Below are 19,621 nucleotides of genomic sequence, written 5' to 3'. Positions count from 1 at the left end.
GTTGTCAGGATTGCGCAACTCCCGGGCGTGTCGGAGTTGCGATCAGCTCTTCGCGATCCCGTCGAGCCACTTCGTGAGGAACCGGTGCACGTCGGCCAGCTCCTCTTCGGAGATGCTGTGCGTGAGTCCGGTGTAGACCCGGCCCGACAGGTCGGAGTGGCCGGGAAGCCACTGGGCGGTGTGATCGACGAGTTCGGGCGGGATGACGTCGTCGTGCGTGCCGCGCCCCCAGAACACGGGTGGGCGCAGTTCGGCCAGTTCCTCGTCGTTCGGCAGCTCGCCCGGCGCCACGTACCCGCTGAGTGCCACGACCGCGCCGAAGCGCTCGGGAGCGATCCGCAGGGCCTGCAGCGACACCGCCGCCCCTTGCGAGAAGCCGAGCAGTGCGACGGAGGGGGCGTCCGCTGCCGCGGCGTCGAGCCATCGCAGGAACGCCTCGGCGGCGACCGTGACCGCCTCGGGGCTGCGTCCGTCGAGCCCCTCGATCGCGTACCAGGACCGCCCCGGCATCGGCCACGGCGGTGCGAGGGGAGCGGCGACCGAGGCGACGGCGATGCCCTCGGGGAGGTACGGGACGAGCCCGAACAGGTCGTGCTCGTCGGCACCGTAGCCGTGCAGCAGCACCAGCAGCGGCATCCGTCCGCGGTTGGCGGCCGACCAGCGGGTCGCCGTGTCGTCGATCGTCAGGTTCTCGCTCACACCGTCATCCTGCCAGGGACGACGGACGTGCACGCGGTGTCGGTCGGGGGAGGCGGCTGGTAGAAAGGACACATGGCGGTCCGCACACCTGATCCCGATCCGGAGCCCGAAGACGATGGTCTCGGCGCGTTCGCGGACTCGAACCCGCCGGTCCCCGACGGCAACCCCGGCTGGCTGAGCGAGTTCGAACTCGAAGAGGCGCGGCGCCGACTGCCGATGCTCTACGTCGAGGCGATTCCGGTGCGCACCGACGGCTCCGGTCAGGTGATCGAGATCGGCATCCTCCTGCGCTCCACGCCGATGGGGGAGATGACCCGCACCATCGTGTCGGGGCGCGTCCGCTTCGGCGAGACCATCCGAGACGCCCTCTTCCGGCACGTCGAGAACGACCTCGGGCCGATGGCCTTCCCGCTGCTGCCACCGCAGCCGCTCCCGTTCACCGTGGCGGAGTACTTCCCGATCCCGGGCGTGAGCGCGTTCCACGACGACCGGCAGCACGCCGTGTCGCTGGCCTTCGTGGTGCCGGTGACCGGCACGTGCGAGCCGCGTCAAGACGCCCTCGAGGTCACCTGGTTCTCGCCGGAGGCCGCCGGCTCCGATGCGGTCGCCGCCGAGATGGAGAACGGTCGGGGGACCCTCGTCCGCCAGGCCCTCGCCTACCTCGGTCTTCTGCGCTGAGTCGCGTCGCGCTGCGTCGCCTCGCGAGCGCCGAGACCCCGGCTTCGCGCCGAGACCCCGTGCTGGGTGCGGCGGAAGCCAGGGGTTTCGACGCGAACCCGGGGTCTCGAGGATGCCGTCGCGTCAGCCGCGGGTGAGGCGCGACAACTCCGCGACGAACGCGTCGACGTCGGCCTCTTCGGTGTCGAAGCCGCACATCCAGCGCACTTCCTTGCGGGCCGCGTCCCAGTCGTAGAACCGGAACGAATCGCGGAGCTGGTCGGCGACGCCGTCGGGCAGGATCGCGAAGACACCGTTGGACTGGGTCGGCTGCGTGAAGTCGACGCCCTGGATGGATCCGTCGGCGATGCCGGCCTCGATCTCCGCACGCAGGCGCGCCGCCATCGCGTTCGCGTGCTTCGCATTGCGCAGCCAGAGGTCGCCCTCGAGCAGGGCGATGAGCTGCGCCGACACGAACCGCATCTTCGACGACAGCTGCATGTTGAACTTGCGCGAGTACTTCAGGCCGTCGGCGGCGTCGGGGTTCAGCACGACGATGGCCTCGCCGAGCATCGCCCCGTTCTTGGTGCCGCCGAAGGTGAGCACGTCGACCCCGGCGTCGCGGGTGAACGCCCGCAGCGGCAGGTCGAGGGCGGCGGCGGCGTTCGAGAGGCGGGCCCCGTCGAGGTGCAGCTTCATGCCGCGCTCGTGCACGTGGTCGGCGATCGTGCGGATCTCGTCGGCCGTGTACAGCGTGCCGAGCTCGGTCGACTGCGTGATCGAGACCACCAGCGGCTGTGCGCGGTGCTCGTCGCCCCAGCCCCAGGCCTCACGATCGATGAGCTCGGGGGTGAGCTTGCCGTCGTCAGTGGGGACCGTGAGCAGCTTGAAGCCGCCGATCTTCTCCGGGGCCGCCGCCTCGTCGACGTTGATGTGGGCGGTGGATGCCGCGATCACCGCGCCCCAGCGCGGCAGCATCGACTGCAGGCCGGTGACGTTCGCGCCCGTGCCGTTGAAGACCGGGAACGCCTCGACGCCCTCGCCGAAGTGCACCTGGAAGACCTCCTGCAGGCGCGCGGTGTACGCATCCTCGCCGTAGGCGCTCTGGTGCCCGCCGTTCGCCGCCGCGATGGCCGCGAGGACCTCGGGGTGGATGCCGGAGTAGTTGTCACTGGCGAAGCCCCGGATCGCGGGGTCATGCTGGATGCTCACCGATCCAGCCTAATCGTCCGATCCGGGTGCACCGGGCGGGGAGGGTCTTCCGGATGTCGGATGCCCGCTCTACCCTCATAGCCATGGAGCGCACCGCAGCCAAGAGGGCATTCGGCAACGTCCTCGTCAACACGCTCATCGCCAATGTGACGACGAGCTTCCTCTGGTTCGCCCTCACGTTCTGGGTGTACATCGAGACGCAGTCCGTGCTGGCGACGGGCATCATCGGCGGGGCGTACATGCTGTTCGTCGCGTTCTTCGCGATGGCGTTCGGCACGATCGTCGATCGCAACCGCAAGCACACGGTCATGGTGATCTCGAGTGTCATCTCCGCCGCGGCCTTCCTGGTGGCGGGGCTCCTCTATCTCTGGCAGCCCGAAGCCGCACTGCTCGACCTGGGCGGTCCGTGGTTCTGGCTGTTCTCGGGCGTCATCCTCTTCGGCGGTGTGATCGAGCAACTGCGCAACATCGCGCTGTCCACGACGGTGACCCTGCTGATCCCCGAAGACAAGCGCGCGAACGCCAACGGACTCGTCGGCACGGTGCAGGGCATCGCGTTCCTCGTCACGAGCGTGTTCTCGGGGCTGTCGATCGGGTTCCTCGGCATGGGATGGACCCTGGCCATCGCGATCGCGGCCATGGCGCTCACGTTCGCCCACCTGCTCTTCATCCGTATCCCGGAGGGCACGCCGGAGCCCGACCCGAACGCCTCCAGCGCTCTCGACTTCCGCGGCAGCGTGCGGGCCATCCGACTCGCTCCCGGGCTGTTCGCGCTGATCATCTTCTCGACCTTCAACAACCTCATCGGCGGCGTCTACATGGCGCTCATGGACCCGTACGGGCTCACGCTGTTCGACGCGCAGACCTGGGGCTTTGCGCTGGCCTTCGCCTCGACCGGGTTCCTCGTCGGCGGTGGCCTGGTGGCGAAGTTCGGGCTCGGCCCCAAGCCCATGCGCACCATGCTGCTCGTCGTGATCGCGATGGGCCTGCTCGGCTCGGTGTTCATGCTGCGCGAGTGGTGGCCGCTGTACGTGATCGGCATGTGGGCGTACATGGCTCTGGTGCCCCCGGTCGAGGCCGCGGAGCAGACCATCATCCAGAAGGTCGTGCCATACGAACGGCAGGGCCGCGTGTTCGGTGTGGCCGCGGCCATGGAAGCGGCCGCCGCCCCGATCACCGCGTTCCTGATCGCCCCGATCGCCGAGTTCCTGATCATCCCGTACATGGACACCCGCGAGGGGCAGCAGAGGTGGGGCTGGCTGCTCGGCGAGGGCGAGGCTCGCGGCATCGCGCTGATCTGCCTGTTCGCCGGGCTGATCATGGTGGTCGCCGCGACACTGGCGTTCTTCACCCGGTCGTACCGCAAGCTCACCGAGCTCTACGCGGAGGCGCCGGAGCAGGAGATCGACCACGGCGACGCGGAAGACGGCGACGGCGGCGACGCCGGGGCAGAAGCTGTGGCGGAGGCGTCGTCGATCGAGTGGGACCGTGCCCGGCGCGCGGAGGCTCCGCCCATCGTCCCCGGCATGCCGCCCGAGGCCCGCTGAGGGTCGGACGATTCCCCGAGCCCCGGACGATTCCCCGAGGTTTCAACAGGAGAAGCTCCGCAGATCGTCACTCCGTCGGCGGATCGTCGCGGAGGTGGTGTCAGTCGAGGTCGAACACCCGGTCGTTGAGGTCGGCGGCGTCCGTATCCCACAGGGTGAGGACCCGCGCGGCCAGGACCTCGGGATCGAGCGCCTTGGCACGGAACACGACGGATGCCGCGCGCAGCGGTTCTCCGGCATCGCGCGCGGACTTGGCATACCCCTGGGCGACGGCCCGGGTCCACGCCTCGCTCGCCGCCTTCACCGCGGCATAGTTCGCCCCGCCGGCGAGGGGCCGCGCGACAGCCGTCGACGACACGATCGCGAACCGGCCGGCCCCCGATGCGCGAAGTGTCGCGTCGAATGCCCGGCTCGTCGCGCGAACGGCCTCGAGCGCGGGCAGCAGTGCGGCGAAGTCGTCGTCCGACTGCCCGGCGAGGCCTCCGCCTCCGCGCCAGCCGCCGACCAGCGGGATCACCGCATCGACGTGGCCGACCTGCGCCGCCAGCACCGTCATCTCGTCGAGCGAGGTCGCGTCCGCGAGGAACACCTCAGCGCCGACATCCGCCAACGGCTGCAGCCCTTCGACAGAACGGCCGGTCGCGATCACGCGAGCCCCTGCGCCGTGCAGAGCGCGTGCCACCGCCCGCCCCGCCGCACTGGTCGCTCCCGCGAGCACCACGGTTCGGCCGGACGGTCTCGATTCGATGGGTTCATCCATGTCGCTCACTCTTCCGGCTCGGAGGGGCTTCTGCGGCCGGAACCCGCGGAGAGATCCGCAGAACAGGTTCCGGCCGCAGCGCGGTGCGCCCCAGCGTCACACTCGGAACGCGCGCAGTGCGCGCGTGGTCATCAGTCGTCCGTACCGCGGATGCCGACGGTGGATTCGATGACGGGCTTCATCTTCTTGTGGAGGGTCTCGAAGAACATCGACAGCGGGAACTCATCGTCCATCACGGCATCCGTGTAGCCCTTCGGCGCCCCGGCGAGGATCTCGTCCGGGAGGCCGCGAGCCCACTGCGAGGCCGGGTGCGGCGTGAGCGTGCCGCGGACGAGCTCGTACGCGGCGAGCCAGTGCGCGACCTTGGGGCGGTCGATCGAGTGCCAGTACAAGTCGTCGATCGCGTCGCCGAGCGCCACGACGGCGTCCGGCACGGCCTCCCAGTCGAAAGTGAGAGCGGTGTCGGTCCAGTGCAGCACGCCGCGCTGGTGCAGCCACGCGAACAGCAGCTGTCCGCCGACCGCGTCGTAGTTGCGGATGCGGGTACCGGTGATCGAGAAGCGGAAGATCCGGTCGAAGATCACCGCGTACTGCACGAGGTGCGCGTAGTCGTGCATCTCCTGCTCGGTCTCAGTGAGCTCTTCGCCGGCGGCGATGCGGGCTGCGAGCGCACGCTCGATCTTCACCGACTCGCGGAACGCCGTCATGTCGCAGCGCATCTCCTCCAGCGAGTAGAGGAAGAACGGCATCCGCTGCTTGATCATGAACGGGTCGAAGGGCAGGTCGCCGCGCATGTGGGTGCGGTCGTGGATGATGTCCCACATCACGAAGGTCTTCTCGGCCACCTGCTGGTCGTCGAGCATCGCGGCGGCCCGCTCCGGCAGATCGAGGTTGGTGATCTCGGCCGCAGCGCGGGTCACACGACGGTAGCGGGCGGCCTCGCGGTCCTGGAAGATCGCGCCCCAGGTGAAGGTCGGGATCTCGCGCATCGCTACGGTCTCGGGGAACAGCACGGCCGAGTTGGTGTCGTATCCGGGCGTGAAGTCGACGAGGCGCAACGAGACGAACAGCTTGTTGCCGTAGTCGCCCGCTTCGAGCGCCGCGATGAACTCCGGCCAGATCGTCTCGACGATCAGCGCCTCGACCAGGCGGTCGCTCGAGCCGTTCTGCGTGTACATCGGGAAGACGACGAGGTGGCGGATGCCGTCGATGCGGGTCTGCTGCGGCTGGAAGGCCATCAGCGAGTCGAGGAAGTCCGGCACGCCGAAGTCCTCTGACGCCCAGCGCTCGAAGTCGACCACGGAGGCGGTGAGGTACTCGGCGTCGTGCGGGAAGGCGGGGGCGAGTGCACGGATCGCGGCGGTGATCGCGCCGACGAGCTCGCGGGCCTTCTGGTGGGTCGCTGAGCTTGTCGAAGCGTCCGGGATCGAGCCGTCCTTGATCTGCATCTCGCGGATGGCGATCGCGGCGTACTTGAGCTGCGCCCAGGCGGCGGACTGCTCCACATTCTGCGCCTGCACTGAGCCTGTCGAAGTGTCCTCGACGACCTCGGGTTCGCCGACGATGGCCTGAACAGCGGAACTGTTGGCGGAAAGAAGGGACATCGGGACCTCCGATCGGAGTTTTTGACGGAAAGATTCCGGCATATACGGAATCCTGACGATAATCTTACAGCCATGGATGATTCTGTCGACCGCGCGATCCTGACCGCGATCTCCCGTGACGGGCGCGCCACGCTCTCCCAGTTGTCGGAAGCCGTCGGCCTGTCGGTCTCGGCCGTGCAGTCCCGTCTGCGCCGGCTGGAGACGAGAGGAGTCATCTCCGGATATCAGGCGATCCTCGACCCCGAGCAGGTGGGCACCCCGCTCTCGGCGTTCATCGAGATCACCCCGCTCGACCCGGCGCAGCCCGACAACGCCCCCGAGCTGCTCGAGCACCTGGACGCGATCGAGGCCTGCCACTCCATCGCCGGCGATGCGAGCTACATGCTGTTCGTGCGGGTCCCGTCGCCGCGTGCGCTGGAGGAGCTGGTCCGCGACGTGCGGCTCGCGGCGAACGTCAGCACCCGCACCACCGTCGTGCTGCAGACCTACTACGAGCATCGGCCGATCATCCCGGTGGGCTCGGCCGAGTAGTCCCGCCGCGTGGCCGGGAGCGCGTCAGAGCACCGCGCCCACCATCGCCTCACCCAGCGGCGTCCGCAGGTGCAGCATTCGCGCGCCGTCGCGCTCGCTGGCGATCAGCCCCGCGCCACGCAGCACGGCGAGGTGATGCGACGCGGTCGATATCGCGATGCCGGCCTCCTGTGCGACCTGCGACGTCGTGCGGGCGGCGCCGGCTCTGAGCAGGATGCCCGCTCGCGCCGGACCCAGCAGCGCACCGAGCGCCTCTGTGGTCTCGGCGATGTCCCGGGCCCAGCCGGCCGTGACACCCCGGGCCGGGTAGAACAGCGTCGGCTGTGCCGGCGCCTCGGTCAGCACCATGCAGCCCCATGACGACATGACCGACGGCACGAGCACCAGGCCGCTTCCTCGGCAGTCGACCTGCTCGCTGTGGCGGCGCAGCGAGACGCGGACGGCACCCTCTCCCCAGGTCACCTGAGGGTGCAGGTCTCCGGCCATTCCCGCGATTCCCGCGCTCGCGATCGTGCGGCCGCGGACCGCGATGTCGGCGCGCAACAGGCGTTCGAGCTGTGGCCAGACGGGAGCCAGCGCGGCGTCCCACACCGCGCCCCAGGCGTCGGCGATCATGTCGCGGGCGCGCGCGGGTCGATCCTGCATCTCGCCCAACGCCTTTCGGCGGGCTCCGGCCGAACGCCGCACCATCTTCCCGAAGTCGACGCGCATCGGGTCGAGAGGTGCCGCGCGCAGTTCGTCGAGCTCGGCCTCCGGCGTGAGGTCCCACCGCGGCGCGGTCGTCAGGAAGTCGGGCAGATACCCGTCATCGCCGACCACGGTGGCGAGCAGTGCGAACTCGTCTCGGGGCAGGCGGTCGCGCACGGCTCGCAGCCACCCCCACTGCAGCGGGTGCGCGGCGGGGCGCAGCAGCACTCGGACCGCGTGGGCCAGCTCGTGACCGGGGGAGATCCCGAATCGCACCGCCTCGACGTCGCCGGGGCTCAGGTGGAACTCGACGCGGTGGTCGGGGTGCTCGATGCCTTCGACCGGCGCGTTGTTTCGATCCACATCGAAACTCTAGGGCCGGTGCCGACGACTGTCGAGACTGAGGTCATGAACAGCACAACCCCTTCCATCCCGGTCGTCGCCGGCGCGGACATCCGCATCGGCACGGGCCGCAGCCGCAGGTTCGTCGGCGCCGAGCACGGCGCGGAGGTGTCCTACTTCTTCGTCGAGAATCAGCCCGGCGAAGGCCCCGGGCTCCACTGGCATCCGTATGCCGAGACGTGGGTCGTGATCGAGGGACTTGCCCGCATCACCGTGGGCGAGGAGACTTTCGTCGCCGGTGCGGGCGACACCGCGACCGGGCCCGCGTACATCCCGCACTGCTTCACCAACGTGGGTGACGGGGTCCTCAGGATCATCGGCATCCACGCCTCCGCCACCATCATCCAGACGTTCCTCGACGAGGACTGAGCACCAGGAGCACCATGTCCTTCCAGGCATACCTCGACAACATCGAGACCAAGACGGGTCTGACCCCGCGACAGTTCATCGAGCTCGCGACGGAGAAGGGGTTCGACGCCACGACCAAGGCCACCCCCATCGTCGCGTGGCTCAAGGAGGACTACGGGCTGGGGCAGGGTCACGCGATGGCCCTCGTGCACGTGATCACCAAGGGGCCGCAGATCAGCGCCAAGCACGTCGGCACGGGCGGTGCGCACTCCGACGCCTCCGACACGCTCTGGCTCGACGGCAAGGACAGCAATCCGAACCCCTGATCCGTCGTCCCGCTGAGGTCCGGCATCGGCCCGGCCAGTAGGATTCCCTGCGTGGCAGCATCCTCCCAGCGCAAGAAGAAGAGTCGGACCGCGAAGCACGCCCCGGCCCGCACCAGCGGCAATCCGGCGCGGCGTCCGGTCGTCGAGGCGGGGCCGGTCACGGCATCCGATTGGATCGGAGCCGCACGGTTGCGCACCCTCCCGCTCGCGATCGCCCCGGTGATCATCGGGACCGGTGCGGCGCGCAGCACCGGTCCCGAATTCCACTGGGTGATCGCGCTCGCGTGCCTCGCCGTCGCGGTGCTGCTGCAGATCGGCGTGAACTTCACGAACGACTACAGCGACGGCGTCCGGGGCACCGATGCCCACCGGGTCGGTCCCGCGCGACTGACGGCATCCGGCCGGGTGAAGCCGCGGACCGTCCTGGTCATCGGACTGATCTTCTTCGCGCTCGCCGCTCTCGTCGGCCTCGCGATCGTCGTGCGCACCGGGCAGTGGTGGATGCTGGCGGTCGGTGCCGCGTGCATCGTCGCGGCCTGGTTCTACACCGGAGGCAAGCGCCCCTACGGCTATTACGGCCTCGGCGAGGTCTTCGTGTTCGTGTTCTTCGGGCTCGTCGCGACGCTCGGCACGACCTGGGTGCAGGTGTTCGAGCTGCCGCTGCAGGCGTGGCTCGGAGCCATCGCGGCCGGCCTGTTCGCGTGTGCCGTACTGCTCGCCAACAACCTGCGTGACATCGACCAGGACCGCGAGGTCGGCAAGCGCACGCTCACGGTCTTGATCGGGCGCCGTGCCACGCAGGTGCTGTTCACGCTCTTCGTCCTGGCGCCGTTCGGGATCGCCGTGGCCATCGCACTGCTCTACCCGATCGCCTGGATCTCGCTCCTCGCGCTGCTGGCGGGGCTCCCTGCCATCGTGATCGTCTGGGCCTACCGGCAGCCGAGGGAGCTGGTGACCGCGCTCGCCCTGACGTCGCTGACGTCACTCCTGTACGCCGGCGCCCTGTTCTGGGCGTTCGTCGGCTGACCTGCCCGGTTTGCCGTCCGGCTGAGCCGTCGCGGTTCGCCGTCCGGCTGAGCCGTCGCGGTTCGCCGTCCGGCTGAGCCGCCGCGGTTCGCCGTCCGGCTGAGCCGTCCCGGTTTGCCGTCCGGCCCACTCCCCGCCGCAGCCTCATCCGCTCCTCGCACAACTTCGGAGATGTGACGCGACACGCCGAACGGAGTGCGGATGCCGTGGCGCGCCGTCGTCGATCTCCGAAGTTGTGTCGGGACGGGACGTGGCGGGAGCGCGGGGCAGGGGAGGGCGGTCAGGCCTTCGGGTCGTCCCCGAGCTCGGTCGCGTCGATCGCCTGGTCCTCGGCGTCGGCATCGGCCTGGCCGCCCGACGACCGGTTCTCGCGACGCTCCGCGAGTCGGGCCGAGGCGTCGGTGAGCGGCGTGCGCAGGAACAGCATCGAGATGCTCATGCCGATGAGCGCGGCGAAGATCGCGGCGAGCCACCAGTACTCGCGGAAGATCGGGAAGAAGAACCAGAGGATGGCGAGCGGGACGAGGAACGCCAGCAGCCGCAGCACGGTGTAGACGAGGAAAGGCGCGGGCTTCTTCACCCCTCCAGTCTACGTTCGCCGCGCGGGCCGCTCGGCGCCCGGGACCTCGATCCCCAGCCGAGCGAACGGGATGCCGCGCACGACCCGATGCCACGGGTGCTCCCCGAGCGACCAGAGCAGCCCCGCGTCGATGTCGAGCGCCAGGTCTTCGCAGCCGACCGGGAGGGGCTCGTCGTCCTGTTTCAGTGCCGTCCGCGGCCCGCTCCACAGCGCCCCGGGTCGCAGGCCGTCGGACTGCGACACGAAGTGGCGGTCTCCCCAGCGCACGGCGCCCTGCATGCGGGGGATGCCGGGCGTGAACATGTGCTCCTCAGCGAATCGGCCGTCGGCGTCCTCGGGGATGGAGAACTCGCCGATCCGCCCGCTGTCGTCGGTGCGGTGCTCGCCGATGAGTACACGCCGGAGCGGAGTGCCGCGCTCGTCGAACACCCGGCCCAAGTACGAGCAGCGCAGCGCGACGGGATGCACGCGCGTGCGAACGGCGACGAGTGCCGTGGTGCGACCGCGCCGAGGTCGCCTGCCGGCGATGCGCTGAGCGGTGGCGCCGCGGACCTCCCGCACGTCGGCGAGGTCGAACTCCCAGATGCCCCGACCGGTCGCCGCGACGAAGAGACGGTCGTCGAACCAGGCGAGTCCGCCGGCGTGGATCGGCGCCGGGTGCAGCTCGCCGTCGTCGCCGGGAATGGCGAGCAGCACGTCCAGATGGCGCGAGCGCTCGAGGTCGACGAAGGTCACGCGGGAGGCGAGGTGCACGCCGTCGAGCTGCTGCCGGAACCAGCTCACCGCCAGGGTGCGTCGCCCCCGCCACTCTCCGAGGTCGATGCCCTGCGGGTACCAGCGTCGAGTCCAGGTGCGGGCGGTCAGCCAACGCAGATCCACCGTCTCGCGCTGCTTCCGTCGCACCGGACGCCATATCGATCCGAACGGCCAGAGCATGCTCCCATGGTCCCCGATGGGACGTGTCCTCGCGAACACCGTCGCGACTCGTGTCCTGTATCTCGGCCTACGTACAGCTTCACGAAATGCGACATGTATCATGTTACGTGTCGTCGCGGGTATCTCTGGGGGGAGGGAACGCGACGATGTCACACGTCCCGAGTCCGGCTGATGGGGGTCAGCAGGGCTCGTGGCGGGTGGGGTCGCCATCGGCGGCCCTGCTCCCCGAACGCTCCGCGTTCGGCAGTGCGCAGCACTGGGAGGTGTGGCTCCGTTCGGGTACGGGGCCACACCTCACTGCCACCACGAGGCTGCGTCGTGTGCGGACACCGATCGTTCACCTTCGCGTCGCCGTCCGGCAACGGCGACCTGGCACGATTCCGGAACACCGCCAGTCCCTGGAGTTCCGTGCGCACACCCCTCGTCACCGTCATCCTGCCCGCGAAAGACGCCGGCGAGTACATCGGGACGACGCTCGAGACACTCACCCGTCAGTTCGAGGATGCGTCGGCACTCAAGCTCGTCGCGATCGACGACGGCTCGCGCGACGACACGGGAGCGCTCATGCGCGCGTATGCGGAGCGGCTCCCGCACGTCGAGGTCATCCGGAACCCCATCGCCCGGGGCCTCGCGACCGCCCGCAACCAGGGCCTGGAACGCGTCGAGGGTGATGCCTTCTGCTTCCTCGACGGTGACGACTGGATGCAGCCGCGGCGGCTCGAGGTACTCGTGTCACGGTTGCGCGAGCTGGACTGCGACTTCCTCCGCACCGACCACGTCACGGTCACCGGTACGCACCGGTCGCTCATTCGCGCCCCGCACCCGTGGCGCGAACGCGTGGTCGTGCCGCGCGAGGCGATCCTGCCCGAGAACGAATCCACGATGGTCGACTACCCCTACGCATGGGCGGGTGTCTTCCACCGACGGGTCCTCGACGACGGACTGGCGCAGTTCCCGGAGGGGCTGTTCACGGCGGAGGACCGTCCCTGGATCTGGCGGCTCCACCTTCGCGCACGGTCGTTCGCGGTCGTGGACGCGCCCGCGCTGCTGTACCGGCGCGGCGTCGCGACCTCCCTCACGCAGGCGAGGGATCGGCGGCAGCTCGACTTCGCCCGGGCGATGGACGAGGTCATCGCCGTGGTCGAGGAGGACCCCGAGGCGGAGCGCTTCCTGCCGAAGGTCGTGTGGACCGCGCTCGCGCTCAGCTCCCACCACCTGGTGCGCGCTCGCCGCATGCACCCGCGGCTGCGTGCCGAGATGCGCGGCGGCATCCGGGACATGCTCCGTCGCCTGCCGGATGCCGAACTCGACGAGACCCTGACCCGCTTCGACGGGCCGCGCCGACGGGTGCTGGCGCGGGTTCTCCGGCAGGCGGGGCGGTCGGTATGACTCAGCTCTTCGCGCTGCACAGCGCCTACGGGCTCGCGACAGCCGCCGCAGCGATCGACGCCGGACTCCTCGGCCACGACGGTGGGGCGGAGCGCATCCTCGCGCCGTTCACCTCGAGCCGGGTGCCGGAGACGGCGGTCGGCATCGCGGACGACCCCGTGCTCGGACCGCTGCGCACGCGGTTCGATCGCGTCGAGCCCCTGGAGGAGCTGCTCGGTCCGCTGCATCCGAGCGGGTGGGAACCTGCCGAGGCCGACCTCCCGATGCTGGAGCGGCTGTTCGAGCGGGCATGGCGACTCGATCCGCGAGAGCTGGAGCTCTTCGTGCAGAGCCCCCAGGTCGCACCGGCCCGCACTCTGATGGCGCTGTTCCCGCACGCGAGGATCACCATCATGGGGGATGGGCTCATGACGTACTCGCCGATGCGCGTGCGGCTGCCGTATGCGGTCGCGGCGCGCATCGAACGAGTGGTCCATGCGGACGTGGTGCCGGGGGTGCGGCCGCTCGTCGGGTCGCCGCGAGCCGAGGTCGTCCCGGTTCCTCCGGCCGCGTTCGCGGCGGTGCTGCGAGAGACGGATGCCGGAGGGCCAGGCGCCGATGACGACGTGCCCAGCGTGCTGGTCCTCGGCCAATACCTGTCGGCGCTCGGACTCATGACCCCCGCCGCGGAGATCGACCTGCAGAAGCAGTTGATCGACCGCGCCGCGCGATGGTCTCCGCAGCGCATCGTCTTCAAGCCGCACCCCGCTGCGCCGCCATTGGTGACCGCGGCGGTCCGCGATCGGGCGCACGTGCACGGGATCGACTTCGTAGAGTATCGCGGCCCGCTCGCGGCGGAGCTGCTGGCCGAACGGCTCGACGCATTGGCCGTCGTCGCCGGATTCTCGACCGCCTTGCCGACCGTGCACACGCTCTTCGGCCGGGCGATCGGATCGGCGGGCAACGACCGGATGCTGGCGGCGCTGACGCCGTTCGAGAACAGCAACCGCATCCCCGTGACCCTGGTCGACGCCCTCACCCGTGACGATTCGCCCTACGACGACCCCGACCGGCTGCAGCTGTTGGTCGACGCGGTGGGCTATGCGATGCAGCCCGAGAACGCCGCCCACCTGCGCGCTCGTGCCGAAGAACTGCTGCGGGGCCTCGACCCGGTCGAGCGGGATCGGTACTTCGCGCCGCGACGGCTCGCGGAGCTGCGGCTGCCGGGGGCGCCGCGGGAGAGCGCCGCGCGTCGGGCGTTGCGCCCCGCCGGGGGAGTGGGCAGGGTCGAGGAGTGGCGGCTCAACGCCCTCGGCGCCCGGCGACGCGTCGGCCGTGCCTGGAAGGCGCTGCGCGGGCGATGACGATGACGACGACGATGACGCGATGACGCGATGACGCGAGGATGAACGACATGGACGAGCAGCAGCCCCTCACGGTGGCGATCATCCCGGCGCGCGGCGGGTCGAAGCAGGTGCCGCGCAAGAACCTCCAGCGGGTGGGCGGAGTGCCGCTGGTCGAGCGCGCCGTCCGGGCCGCGGCCGCGGCATCCGGCATCGACCTGGTCGTGGTGTCCACCGACGACGACGAGATCGCGGCGGTCGCGACCGCGGCAGGCGCCCGCGTCATCCGGCGACCCGCCGAGCTCGCCGGTGACACCGCGACTTCGGAGAGCGCGATCCTGCATGCCCTCGACGACCTCGAGGCACAGGGTGAACGCGTGGAGATCGTGGCGTTCCTGCAGGCGACCTCTCCGTTCATCCCGAGCGACCCGCTCGCCGCGGCCGTCGAGGAGATCCGCGCCGACCGGGCCGACAGCGTGTTCGCGGCCCACGAGACCTACGGGTTCCTGTGGCGGGAGGATGCCGACGGCGCCGCGGTCGCGATCAACCATGAAGCAGCTCACCGCCCGCGGCGCCAGGACCGCGAGCCGCACCACCTCGAGACCGGTGCCTTCTACGTGTTCCGCGCCGACGGCTTCCGTGAGAGCCGGCATCGGTTCTTCGGCAGGGTCCGCATCGCGGCGGTGCCGGAGTGGACGGCGATCGAGATCGACGATGCGGATCAGCTCCGGGTCGCCCGCGCTCTCGCGACCCTGCACGAGGTCCCAGAGCGCATCCCGGTGCGGGCGGTCGTGACCGACTTCGACGGCGTGCACACCGACGACACCGCGATCATCGATGCCGACGGCGGGGAACGGGTGCGGGTCAGTCGCGAGGACGGGATGGGCGTGGCCCTGCTGCGCCGCGCCGGGGTTCCCCTGCTGATCCTGTCGACCGAGGTGAACCCGGTCGTCCGCGCTCGTGCCGACAAACTCCGCGTGCCGGTCCTGCACGGCATCGATGACAAGGAGACGGCGCTGCGGAAGTGGGCCCGGGAGAACGACGTGCCCCTCGCCGACATCGCCTACCTCGGCAACGACGTCAATGACCTCCCGGCGCTGCGGATCGTGGGGTGGCCGGTCGCGGTCGCGAACGCGCATCCGCTCGTCATCGAAGAGGCCAGGGTCGTACTCCGCCGCCGGGGAGGAGAGGGCGCGGTGCGGGAGCTGATCGAACGGGTGTTGTCGAGCTGACCGATGCCGGTAACCCGGCCGTCGCCCGGTGTTCACTCTGGCCCCGTAGTCAGGAGGGAGGGGTTGCACCAGCGCTCGACGACCGGAGGAATCATGACTGTCAGCATCGGCTCACGAGTGATCGGCGGCGGGCGTCCTGCCTACGTCATCGCCGAGATCGGACTCAACCACAACGGCGATGTCGACATCGCGAAGAAGCTCATCGATGTCGCGGCCCGCGCCGGTGCCGACGCCGTGAAGTTCCAGAAGCGCACGCCCGAGATCTCGACTCCCGAGCACATGCGCGATGTTCCGCGCGAGACGCCGTGGGGCGTCATGAGCTACCTCGACTACCGTCGTCGCGTCGAGTTCGGCCGCGCGGAGTACGTCGAGATCGGCGACCACGCCACCATGCTCGGCCTCGACTGGTTCGCGTCGCCGTGGGATGTGCCGAGCGTCGACTTCCTCGAGGACCTCAACGTGGTGGCGCACAAGGTCGCCTCGGCGAGCCTCACCGACACCGAGCTGCTCGTCCGTCTGCGCGAGACCGGCAAGCCCGTCATCCTCTCGACCGGCATGTCGACCATCGAGCAGATCGACCGGGCGCTGGACACGCTCGGCACCGACCGCGTGGTCCTCATGCATGCGACCTCGACCTACCCGCTCGAGCCCGAAGAGGCGAACCTGCGCGTGATCGCCACCCTGCGCGACCGCTACCCCGGTGTGCCCGTCGGCTACTCGGGGCACGAGCGCGGCCTCCAGATCTCGCTCGCCGCCGTGGCGATCGGTGCGGTCGCGGTCGAGCGTCACATCACCCTCGATCGCACGATGTGGGGCTCCGACCACGCCGCCTCCCTCGAGCCGACCGGCCTCGAGCACCTCGTGCGCGACATCCGGGTGATCGAGCGGGCGACCGGCGACGGCGTCAAGCGCGTGTTCGACAGCGAGCGCGCGCCGATGGCGAAGCTGCGTCGCGTCTCCGCATGACCGACGCCCCCGGCATCCGCGTCGTCGCCATCGCGGACGCCGACTCCTTCGTGAAGTGGGCGGCATCCCTGCTGGGCTCGGTCCCGGGCCTGCAGCCGCATCTGCTGGTCGTGCGTACGCCGCTCACGGCCAGCGCCGAGCAGCAGCGCACCGCGCTCGCCGGCACGACGCTCGGACCCGACGACGTCACCCGCATCGGCTTCGCGGAGGCGGCGGACTGGCTGGCCGGGCAGCGACCGGACGTGGTCCTGCTCGCGGGGCGCGGACCGTTCGTGCGCCTGATGGGGCGGGTGATCGACACGCTGGAGCACCGACCGGTCACCGTCTCGGGCCTGCCGGGGATGGCGATCCCCGCGCAGCGCGGAGCGCTCGACTATCGCCGTCACACCGACCTGCTGGTGGTGCACTCGCATCGTGAGGTGCGGGCGTTCGAAGAGCTGGGGCGGCGCATCGGCGTACAGACGCCGGTTGCTCTCGCGACCCTGCCGTTCGCCCGGCGTCGGCAGCGGATGCTGCGCCCGGAGCGGATGCGGATCGACGCTGCTGCGGGCAGTCGCGGTGGCATCGCGGTCGCCGAACGCGCGTCTCCGACGGTGGCGGAGCGACCTCCCGCGACCGACATCGTGTTCGCCGCGCAGGCGCTCGTGCCCGTCGGGAAGGACGAGCGTGCCGAGATCGCGGCCATGCTGGTTCGGGCGGCGGAGGCCGAGCCCGCTCGACGCGTGGTGGTGAAGCTGCGGTCGCGGCCGGGGGAATCGGAGACGCACCTCGAACGCGAGCCCTACGCGGGGTTGCTGCCGTCGCGCCTTCCGCAGAACCTCGTGTTCTCCTACGACTCGATGTCCGCCGCATTGCAGACCGCGGCCGGCCTGGTCACGGTGAGCTCGACCGCCGCGATCGAGGCCACGGCCCTCGGGGTGCCCGTGATTGCGCTCGACTCGTTCGGGGTGAGCAAGAGTCTGCTGAACACGGTGTTCGTGGGAAGCGGACTGCTCGGCGGTCGGAGCGAGGTCGTCGCCGGGCGGTTCCGGCATCCGCATCCGGATTGGCTCCGCGACAACTACTTCCATCCCGAGGCGGAGTCGACGTGGTGGGAGCGGGTCGAACAGCTCGTCGCCCTGCGGCGCTCGGGGGCGTTGCCGGCGCGGCGTGTCCCGGCGGCTCGAGGAGGTGCCCTGCACGAGGCCTGGCATCGGGCGAGCGTGCTCGGGGCCGAGGATCGCACGGCGCAGGGGAGAGTGGCGCTCGCGATCGGCGTTCCCGCCACCCGCGCGATGGCCGCGGCCCGCACGCGCCGGGCTCCGGCAGGCGGCGGCACCTGGTCCGACGCGTCGACCGACTACACGCTCGAGCCGAACCCGTTCGACGACTCGATCCGGCGCTGAGTCGCCCGGCGCGACCAAAAACCAGACGAGGCCTGTTCCCGTCCGTGTGTCGAGGTCGGACACGCCGACGGCGGGCCGCTGCGTCTGGGTTTTGGCATCCCCGCGCCGCGGCGCACCGTCGGGTCGAATCAGTTGCTGCGGCGGATGGCGCGCACTCCGACGATCAGTCCGACCACCGCGACCGCCAGTGCCGACACCCAGCCCCAGAGCACGGTCACATCTCCCAGGTCGCCGGCGAATAGCGCCCGCTCGGCCTGCACGACCCAGTTGACCGGATTGACCGAGGCCACGGCGCGCATCCACTCCGGAGCATCGTCGAGCGGCAACAGCATCCCCGAGAGGATCAGCAGCGGGAAGATCAGCGACTGCTGCACGCCCCAGAACAGCCATTCCCGGTCTTTCGTCGCCAGAGCCAGCGAGTACGACAGTGAGCCCAGGCCCACACCGAACACGGCCAGCAGTGCGAGTCCGATGAGAAGGCCGGGGATGTCGGCCGCGAAACCGAACGGCCAGGCGATCAACACAATCACGAGCGCCTGCACCACGATCGGCGCGATCTCCTTGAGAGCACGTCCGATCAGCAGCGAGGAGCGCGCGAGCGGGGCGACCAGGGTGCGCTCGTGCGAGCCGGTCATCATCTCGTACTGCAGGTTCGAGCCGGTGGCCCCGGTGCCGAACAGCACGATCATCACGAGCACGCCCGGCACGAACCAGGCCAGGGTCTCGCCGGCCGGCTGCCCCGAGTCGCCGATCAGCAGAGGAGCGAACAGTCCGAGGAAGACGAGCGGCTGCAGCAGGCTGAAGATCAGCGTGAACGGATCGCGGAGCACGGGCTTGAGCTCACGCGTCAGCACGTTCCGGGTGTCGCGCGCGAGGTTGGGGCGCACGAGGGTGTCGGTGGTGGTCATGAGAGGGCTCCTGTCGTGCTGTTCGCTGAGGGGGTGGGGGTGTCGGCGGATTCGGGTGCCGCGCCCACGGCATCCGCTCCTTCGCCGGCGTCGCGCAGTGTGCGGCCGGTGAGGGCGAGGAACACGTCGTCCAGCGTGGGTGGCACTCCGGTCGCGCGGCGGACGAGGATGCCGGCGGCGTCGAGCTCGCGCACGATCACCGGCAGCAGTCGGTCGCCGTCCGGCACGGCGAGCGAGATCGCCTCGCCGTCAACGGTCACTTCGGCGCTGCTGAGACGGGCCACCACGGCACGTGCGCTCGCCGCCTCGGCGGCATCCGAGAATCCGAAGGTCAGCACGTCGCCGGCCAGTGTCGCCTTGAGGGAGGCGGCGTCGTCGTCGGCGATGATGCGGCCCTTGTCCATGACCATCACGCGCTCGGCGTAACGGTCGGCCTCTTCCAGGTAGTGCGTGGTGAGGAAGACCGTGGTGCCGTGCTGCGTGCGCAGGTCGAGGATGTGCTCCCACAGGTTCGCCCTGCTCTGCGGGTCGAGTCCGGTGGAGGGCTCGTCGAGGAAGATCAGCGGCGGCGCGTGCATGAGCCCGAGGGCGATGTCGAGCCGGCGCTTCTGTCCGCCGCTGAGCTGCTGCACGCTGCGAGTTGCGAAGGAGGAGAGGTCGAGCGACTCGATCAGCTCGTCGGCCCGCTTCGCGCTGTCGCGTCGCGACATCCCGTAGAAGGCGCCCTGGCTGAGCAGCTCGTCGCGCACGCGCTGCGAGAAGCTGCCGCTCGTGAGCTGGCCGACGTAGCCGATGCGGGCGCGAACCCCGGCCGCGTCGGTGCGGATGTCGTGCCCGACCACTCGCGCGCTCCCCGAGGTGGGCGGGATCAGAGTGGTCAGCATCCGCAGGGTCGTCGACTTTCCGGCACCGTTCGGTCCGAGGAAGGCGACGAGTTCGCCGCGCACGGCGGTGAAGGAGACGTCGGTCACGGCATGCACCGGCGTCTTCTTGACGGTGAAGACCTTGGTCAGGCCTTCGGTCTCGATGAGGGATTCGTTCATGGGAGTGAGCGTAGAAAGCCATGCGGACAGATCCTGTCCGCATCATCTGGCAATCTGAGAC

20 protein-coding genes are annotated in these 19,621 nt (G+C 70.0%); 11 read left to right on the top strand and 9 right to left on the bottom strand.

Annotated features, from left to right (window positions below):
• Nucleotides 1-42 precede the first annotated feature (42 nt).
• Complete coding sequence (locus DW298_RS05030) at nucleotides 43-699, bottom strand: alpha/beta fold hydrolase (protein ID WP_240745018.1); 657 nt, start codon at nucleotides 697-699, stop codon at nucleotides 43-45.
• 72 nt (nucleotides 700-771) lie between these two features.
• Here DW298_RS05030 and DW298_RS05025 point away from each other — a divergent pair, with 72 nt between their 5' ends.
• Nucleotides 772-1,377, top strand: a complete 606-nt coding sequence (locus DW298_RS05025) for an NUDIX hydrolase family protein (RefSeq protein WP_136041359.1) — start codon at nucleotides 772-774, stop codon at nucleotides 1,375-1,377.
• Between the two features lie 123 nt (nucleotides 1,378-1,500).
• Here the strand turns inward: DW298_RS05025 and DW298_RS05020 are convergent, their stop codons facing one another.
• A complete protein-coding gene (locus DW298_RS05020; protein ID WP_136041358.1) occupies nucleotides 1,501-2,568 on the bottom strand; it encodes a low specificity L-threonine aldolase in 1,068 nt (355 codons plus the stop codon).
• A gap of 83 nt (nucleotides 2,569-2,651) precedes the next feature.
• Here DW298_RS05020 and DW298_RS05015 point away from each other — a divergent pair, with 83 nt between their 5' ends.
• Nucleotides 2,652-4,115, top strand: a complete 1,464-nt coding sequence (locus DW298_RS05015) for an MFS transporter (RefSeq protein WP_136041357.1) — start codon at nucleotides 2,652-2,654, stop codon at nucleotides 4,113-4,115.
• Nucleotides 4,116-4,215: 100 nt separating this feature from the next.
• Here DW298_RS05015 and DW298_RS05010 read toward each other — a convergent pair whose 3' ends face one another.
• The gene (locus tag DW298_RS05010; RefSeq protein WP_136041356.1) at nucleotides 4,216-4,875 is read right to left on the bottom strand and encodes an SDR family oxidoreductase; all 660 of its coding nucleotides are present in this window, start codon (nucleotides 4,873-4,875) and stop codon (nucleotides 4,216-4,218) included.
• 131 nt (nucleotides 4,876-5,006) lie between these two features.
• Nucleotides 5,007-6,479 (bottom strand): DUF6421 family protein, encoded by a 1,473-nt coding sequence (locus tag DW298_RS05005; protein ID WP_136041355.1) that lies wholly within the window; start codon nucleotides 6,477-6,479, stop codon nucleotides 5,007-5,009.
• A gap of 72 nt (nucleotides 6,480-6,551) precedes the next feature.
• On the opposite strand from DW298_RS05005, the gene DW298_RS05000 reads away from it, so the two are divergent.
• Complete coding sequence (locus tag DW298_RS05000) at nucleotides 6,552-7,010, top strand: Lrp/AsnC family transcriptional regulator (RefSeq protein WP_029260858.1); 459 nt, start codon at nucleotides 6,552-6,554, stop codon at nucleotides 7,008-7,010.
• 24 nt (nucleotides 7,011-7,034) lie between these two features.
• Here the strand turns inward: DW298_RS05000 and DW298_RS04995 are convergent, their stop codons facing one another.
• Entirely contained in the window at nucleotides 7,035-8,060 is a 1,026-nt protein-coding gene (locus tag DW298_RS04995; protein WP_136041354.1) for a DUF5937 family protein, read from the bottom strand.
• A gap of 45 nt (nucleotides 8,061-8,105) precedes the next feature.
• On the opposite strand from DW298_RS04995, the gene DW298_RS04990 reads away from it, so the two are divergent.
• From DW298_RS04990 to DW298_RS04980, 3 genes are read left to right on the top strand one after another with little or no spacing between them, the layout of a single operon-like run.
• On the top strand, nucleotides 8,106-8,468 hold the full coding sequence (locus DW298_RS04990) for a cupin domain-containing protein (RefSeq protein ID WP_136041353.1): 363 nt from the start codon (nucleotides 8,106-8,108) through the stop codon (nucleotides 8,466-8,468).
• Between the two features lie 14 nt (nucleotides 8,469-8,482).
• Nucleotides 8,483-8,773, top strand: coding sequence for a DUF4287 domain-containing protein (locus DW298_RS04985; RefSeq protein ID WP_136041352.1), 291 nt, complete (start codon nucleotides 8,483-8,485; stop codon nucleotides 8,771-8,773).
• A gap of 51 nt (nucleotides 8,774-8,824) precedes the next feature.
• Nucleotides 8,825-9,799 (top strand): 1,4-dihydroxy-2-naphthoate polyprenyltransferase, encoded by a 975-nt coding sequence (locus tag DW298_RS04980; protein WP_136041351.1) that lies wholly within the window; start codon nucleotides 8,825-8,827, stop codon nucleotides 9,797-9,799.
• Nucleotides 9,800-10,079: 280 nt separating this feature from the next.
• On the opposite strand, the gene DW298_RS04975 is transcribed toward DW298_RS04980, so the two are convergent.
• Together DW298_RS04975 and DW298_RS04970 are read right to left on the bottom strand one after the other, a co-directional pair.
• A complete protein-coding gene (locus DW298_RS04975) occupies nucleotides 10,080-10,379 on the bottom strand; it encodes a DUF4229 domain-containing protein (RefSeq protein ID WP_136041350.1) in 300 nt (99 codons plus the stop codon).
• A gap of 9 nt (nucleotides 10,380-10,388) precedes the next feature.
• Nucleotides 10,389-11,315: a hypothetical protein gene (locus tag DW298_RS04970; protein WP_136041349.1), complete on the bottom strand. Its 927-nt coding sequence runs from the start codon at nucleotides 11,313-11,315 to the stop codon at nucleotides 10,389-10,391.
• 408 nt (nucleotides 11,316-11,723) lie between these two features.
• On the opposite strand from DW298_RS04970, the gene DW298_RS04965 reads away from it, so the two are divergent.
• The 5 genes from DW298_RS04965 to DW298_RS04950 all read left to right on the top strand — a co-directional run bounded on the left by DW298_RS04965 (nucleotide 11,724) and on the right by DW298_RS04950 (nucleotide 17,609).
• The gene (locus DW298_RS04965; RefSeq protein ID WP_136041348.1) at nucleotides 11,724-12,704 is read left to right on the top strand and encodes a glycosyltransferase family 2 protein; all 981 of its coding nucleotides are present in this window, start codon (nucleotides 11,724-11,726) and stop codon (nucleotides 12,702-12,704) included.
• A complete protein-coding gene (locus DW298_RS04960; RefSeq protein WP_136041347.1) occupies nucleotides 12,701-14,047 on the top strand; it encodes a polysialyltransferase family glycosyltransferase in 1,347 nt (448 codons plus the stop codon). The genes DW298_RS04965 and DW298_RS04960 overlap by 4 nt, the downstream gene beginning before the upstream one ends.
• Before the next feature lie 50 nt (nucleotides 14,048-14,097).
• On the top strand, nucleotides 14,098-15,258 hold the full coding sequence (locus DW298_RS19480) for an acylneuraminate cytidylyltransferase (protein WP_136057610.1): 1,161 nt from the start codon (nucleotides 14,098-14,100) through the stop codon (nucleotides 15,256-15,258).
• A 93-nt stretch (nucleotides 15,259-15,351) separates the two neighbouring features.
• A complete protein-coding gene (locus DW298_RS19475) occupies nucleotides 15,352-16,224 on the top strand; it encodes an N-acetylneuraminate synthase family protein (RefSeq protein ID WP_136057611.1) in 873 nt (290 codons plus the stop codon).
• A complete protein-coding gene (locus DW298_RS04950) occupies nucleotides 16,221-17,609 on the top strand; it encodes a DUF6716 putative glycosyltransferase (protein ID WP_136041346.1) in 1,389 nt (462 codons plus the stop codon). Before DW298_RS19475 ends, DW298_RS04950 begins: the two co-directional genes overlap by 4 nt.
• A gap of 128 nt (nucleotides 17,610-17,737) precedes the next feature.
• Here the strand turns inward: DW298_RS04950 and DW298_RS04945 are convergent, their stop codons facing one another.
• Both DW298_RS04945 and DW298_RS04940 read right to left on the bottom strand, forming a co-directional pair.
• A complete protein-coding gene (locus tag DW298_RS04945; RefSeq protein ID WP_136041345.1) occupies nucleotides 17,738-18,517 on the bottom strand; it encodes an ABC transporter permease in 780 nt (259 codons plus the stop codon).
• Nucleotides 18,514-19,560: an ATP-binding cassette domain-containing protein gene (locus DW298_RS04940; RefSeq protein WP_136041344.1), complete on the bottom strand. Its 1,047-nt coding sequence runs from the start codon at nucleotides 19,558-19,560 to the stop codon at nucleotides 18,514-18,516. The genes DW298_RS04945 and DW298_RS04940 overlap by 4 nt, the downstream gene beginning before the upstream one ends.
• Nucleotides 19,561-19,621: the final 61 nt, after the last annotated feature.

It is taken from the genome of Microbacterium sp. A20, from assembly GCF_004794515.1.
Taxonomy (GTDB): Bacteria; Actinomycetota; Actinomycetes; order Actinomycetales; family Microbacteriaceae; genus Microbacterium.
Note: the sequence above shows the minus strand (reverse complement) of the source record. Positions and strands in the feature narration are given on the sequence as shown.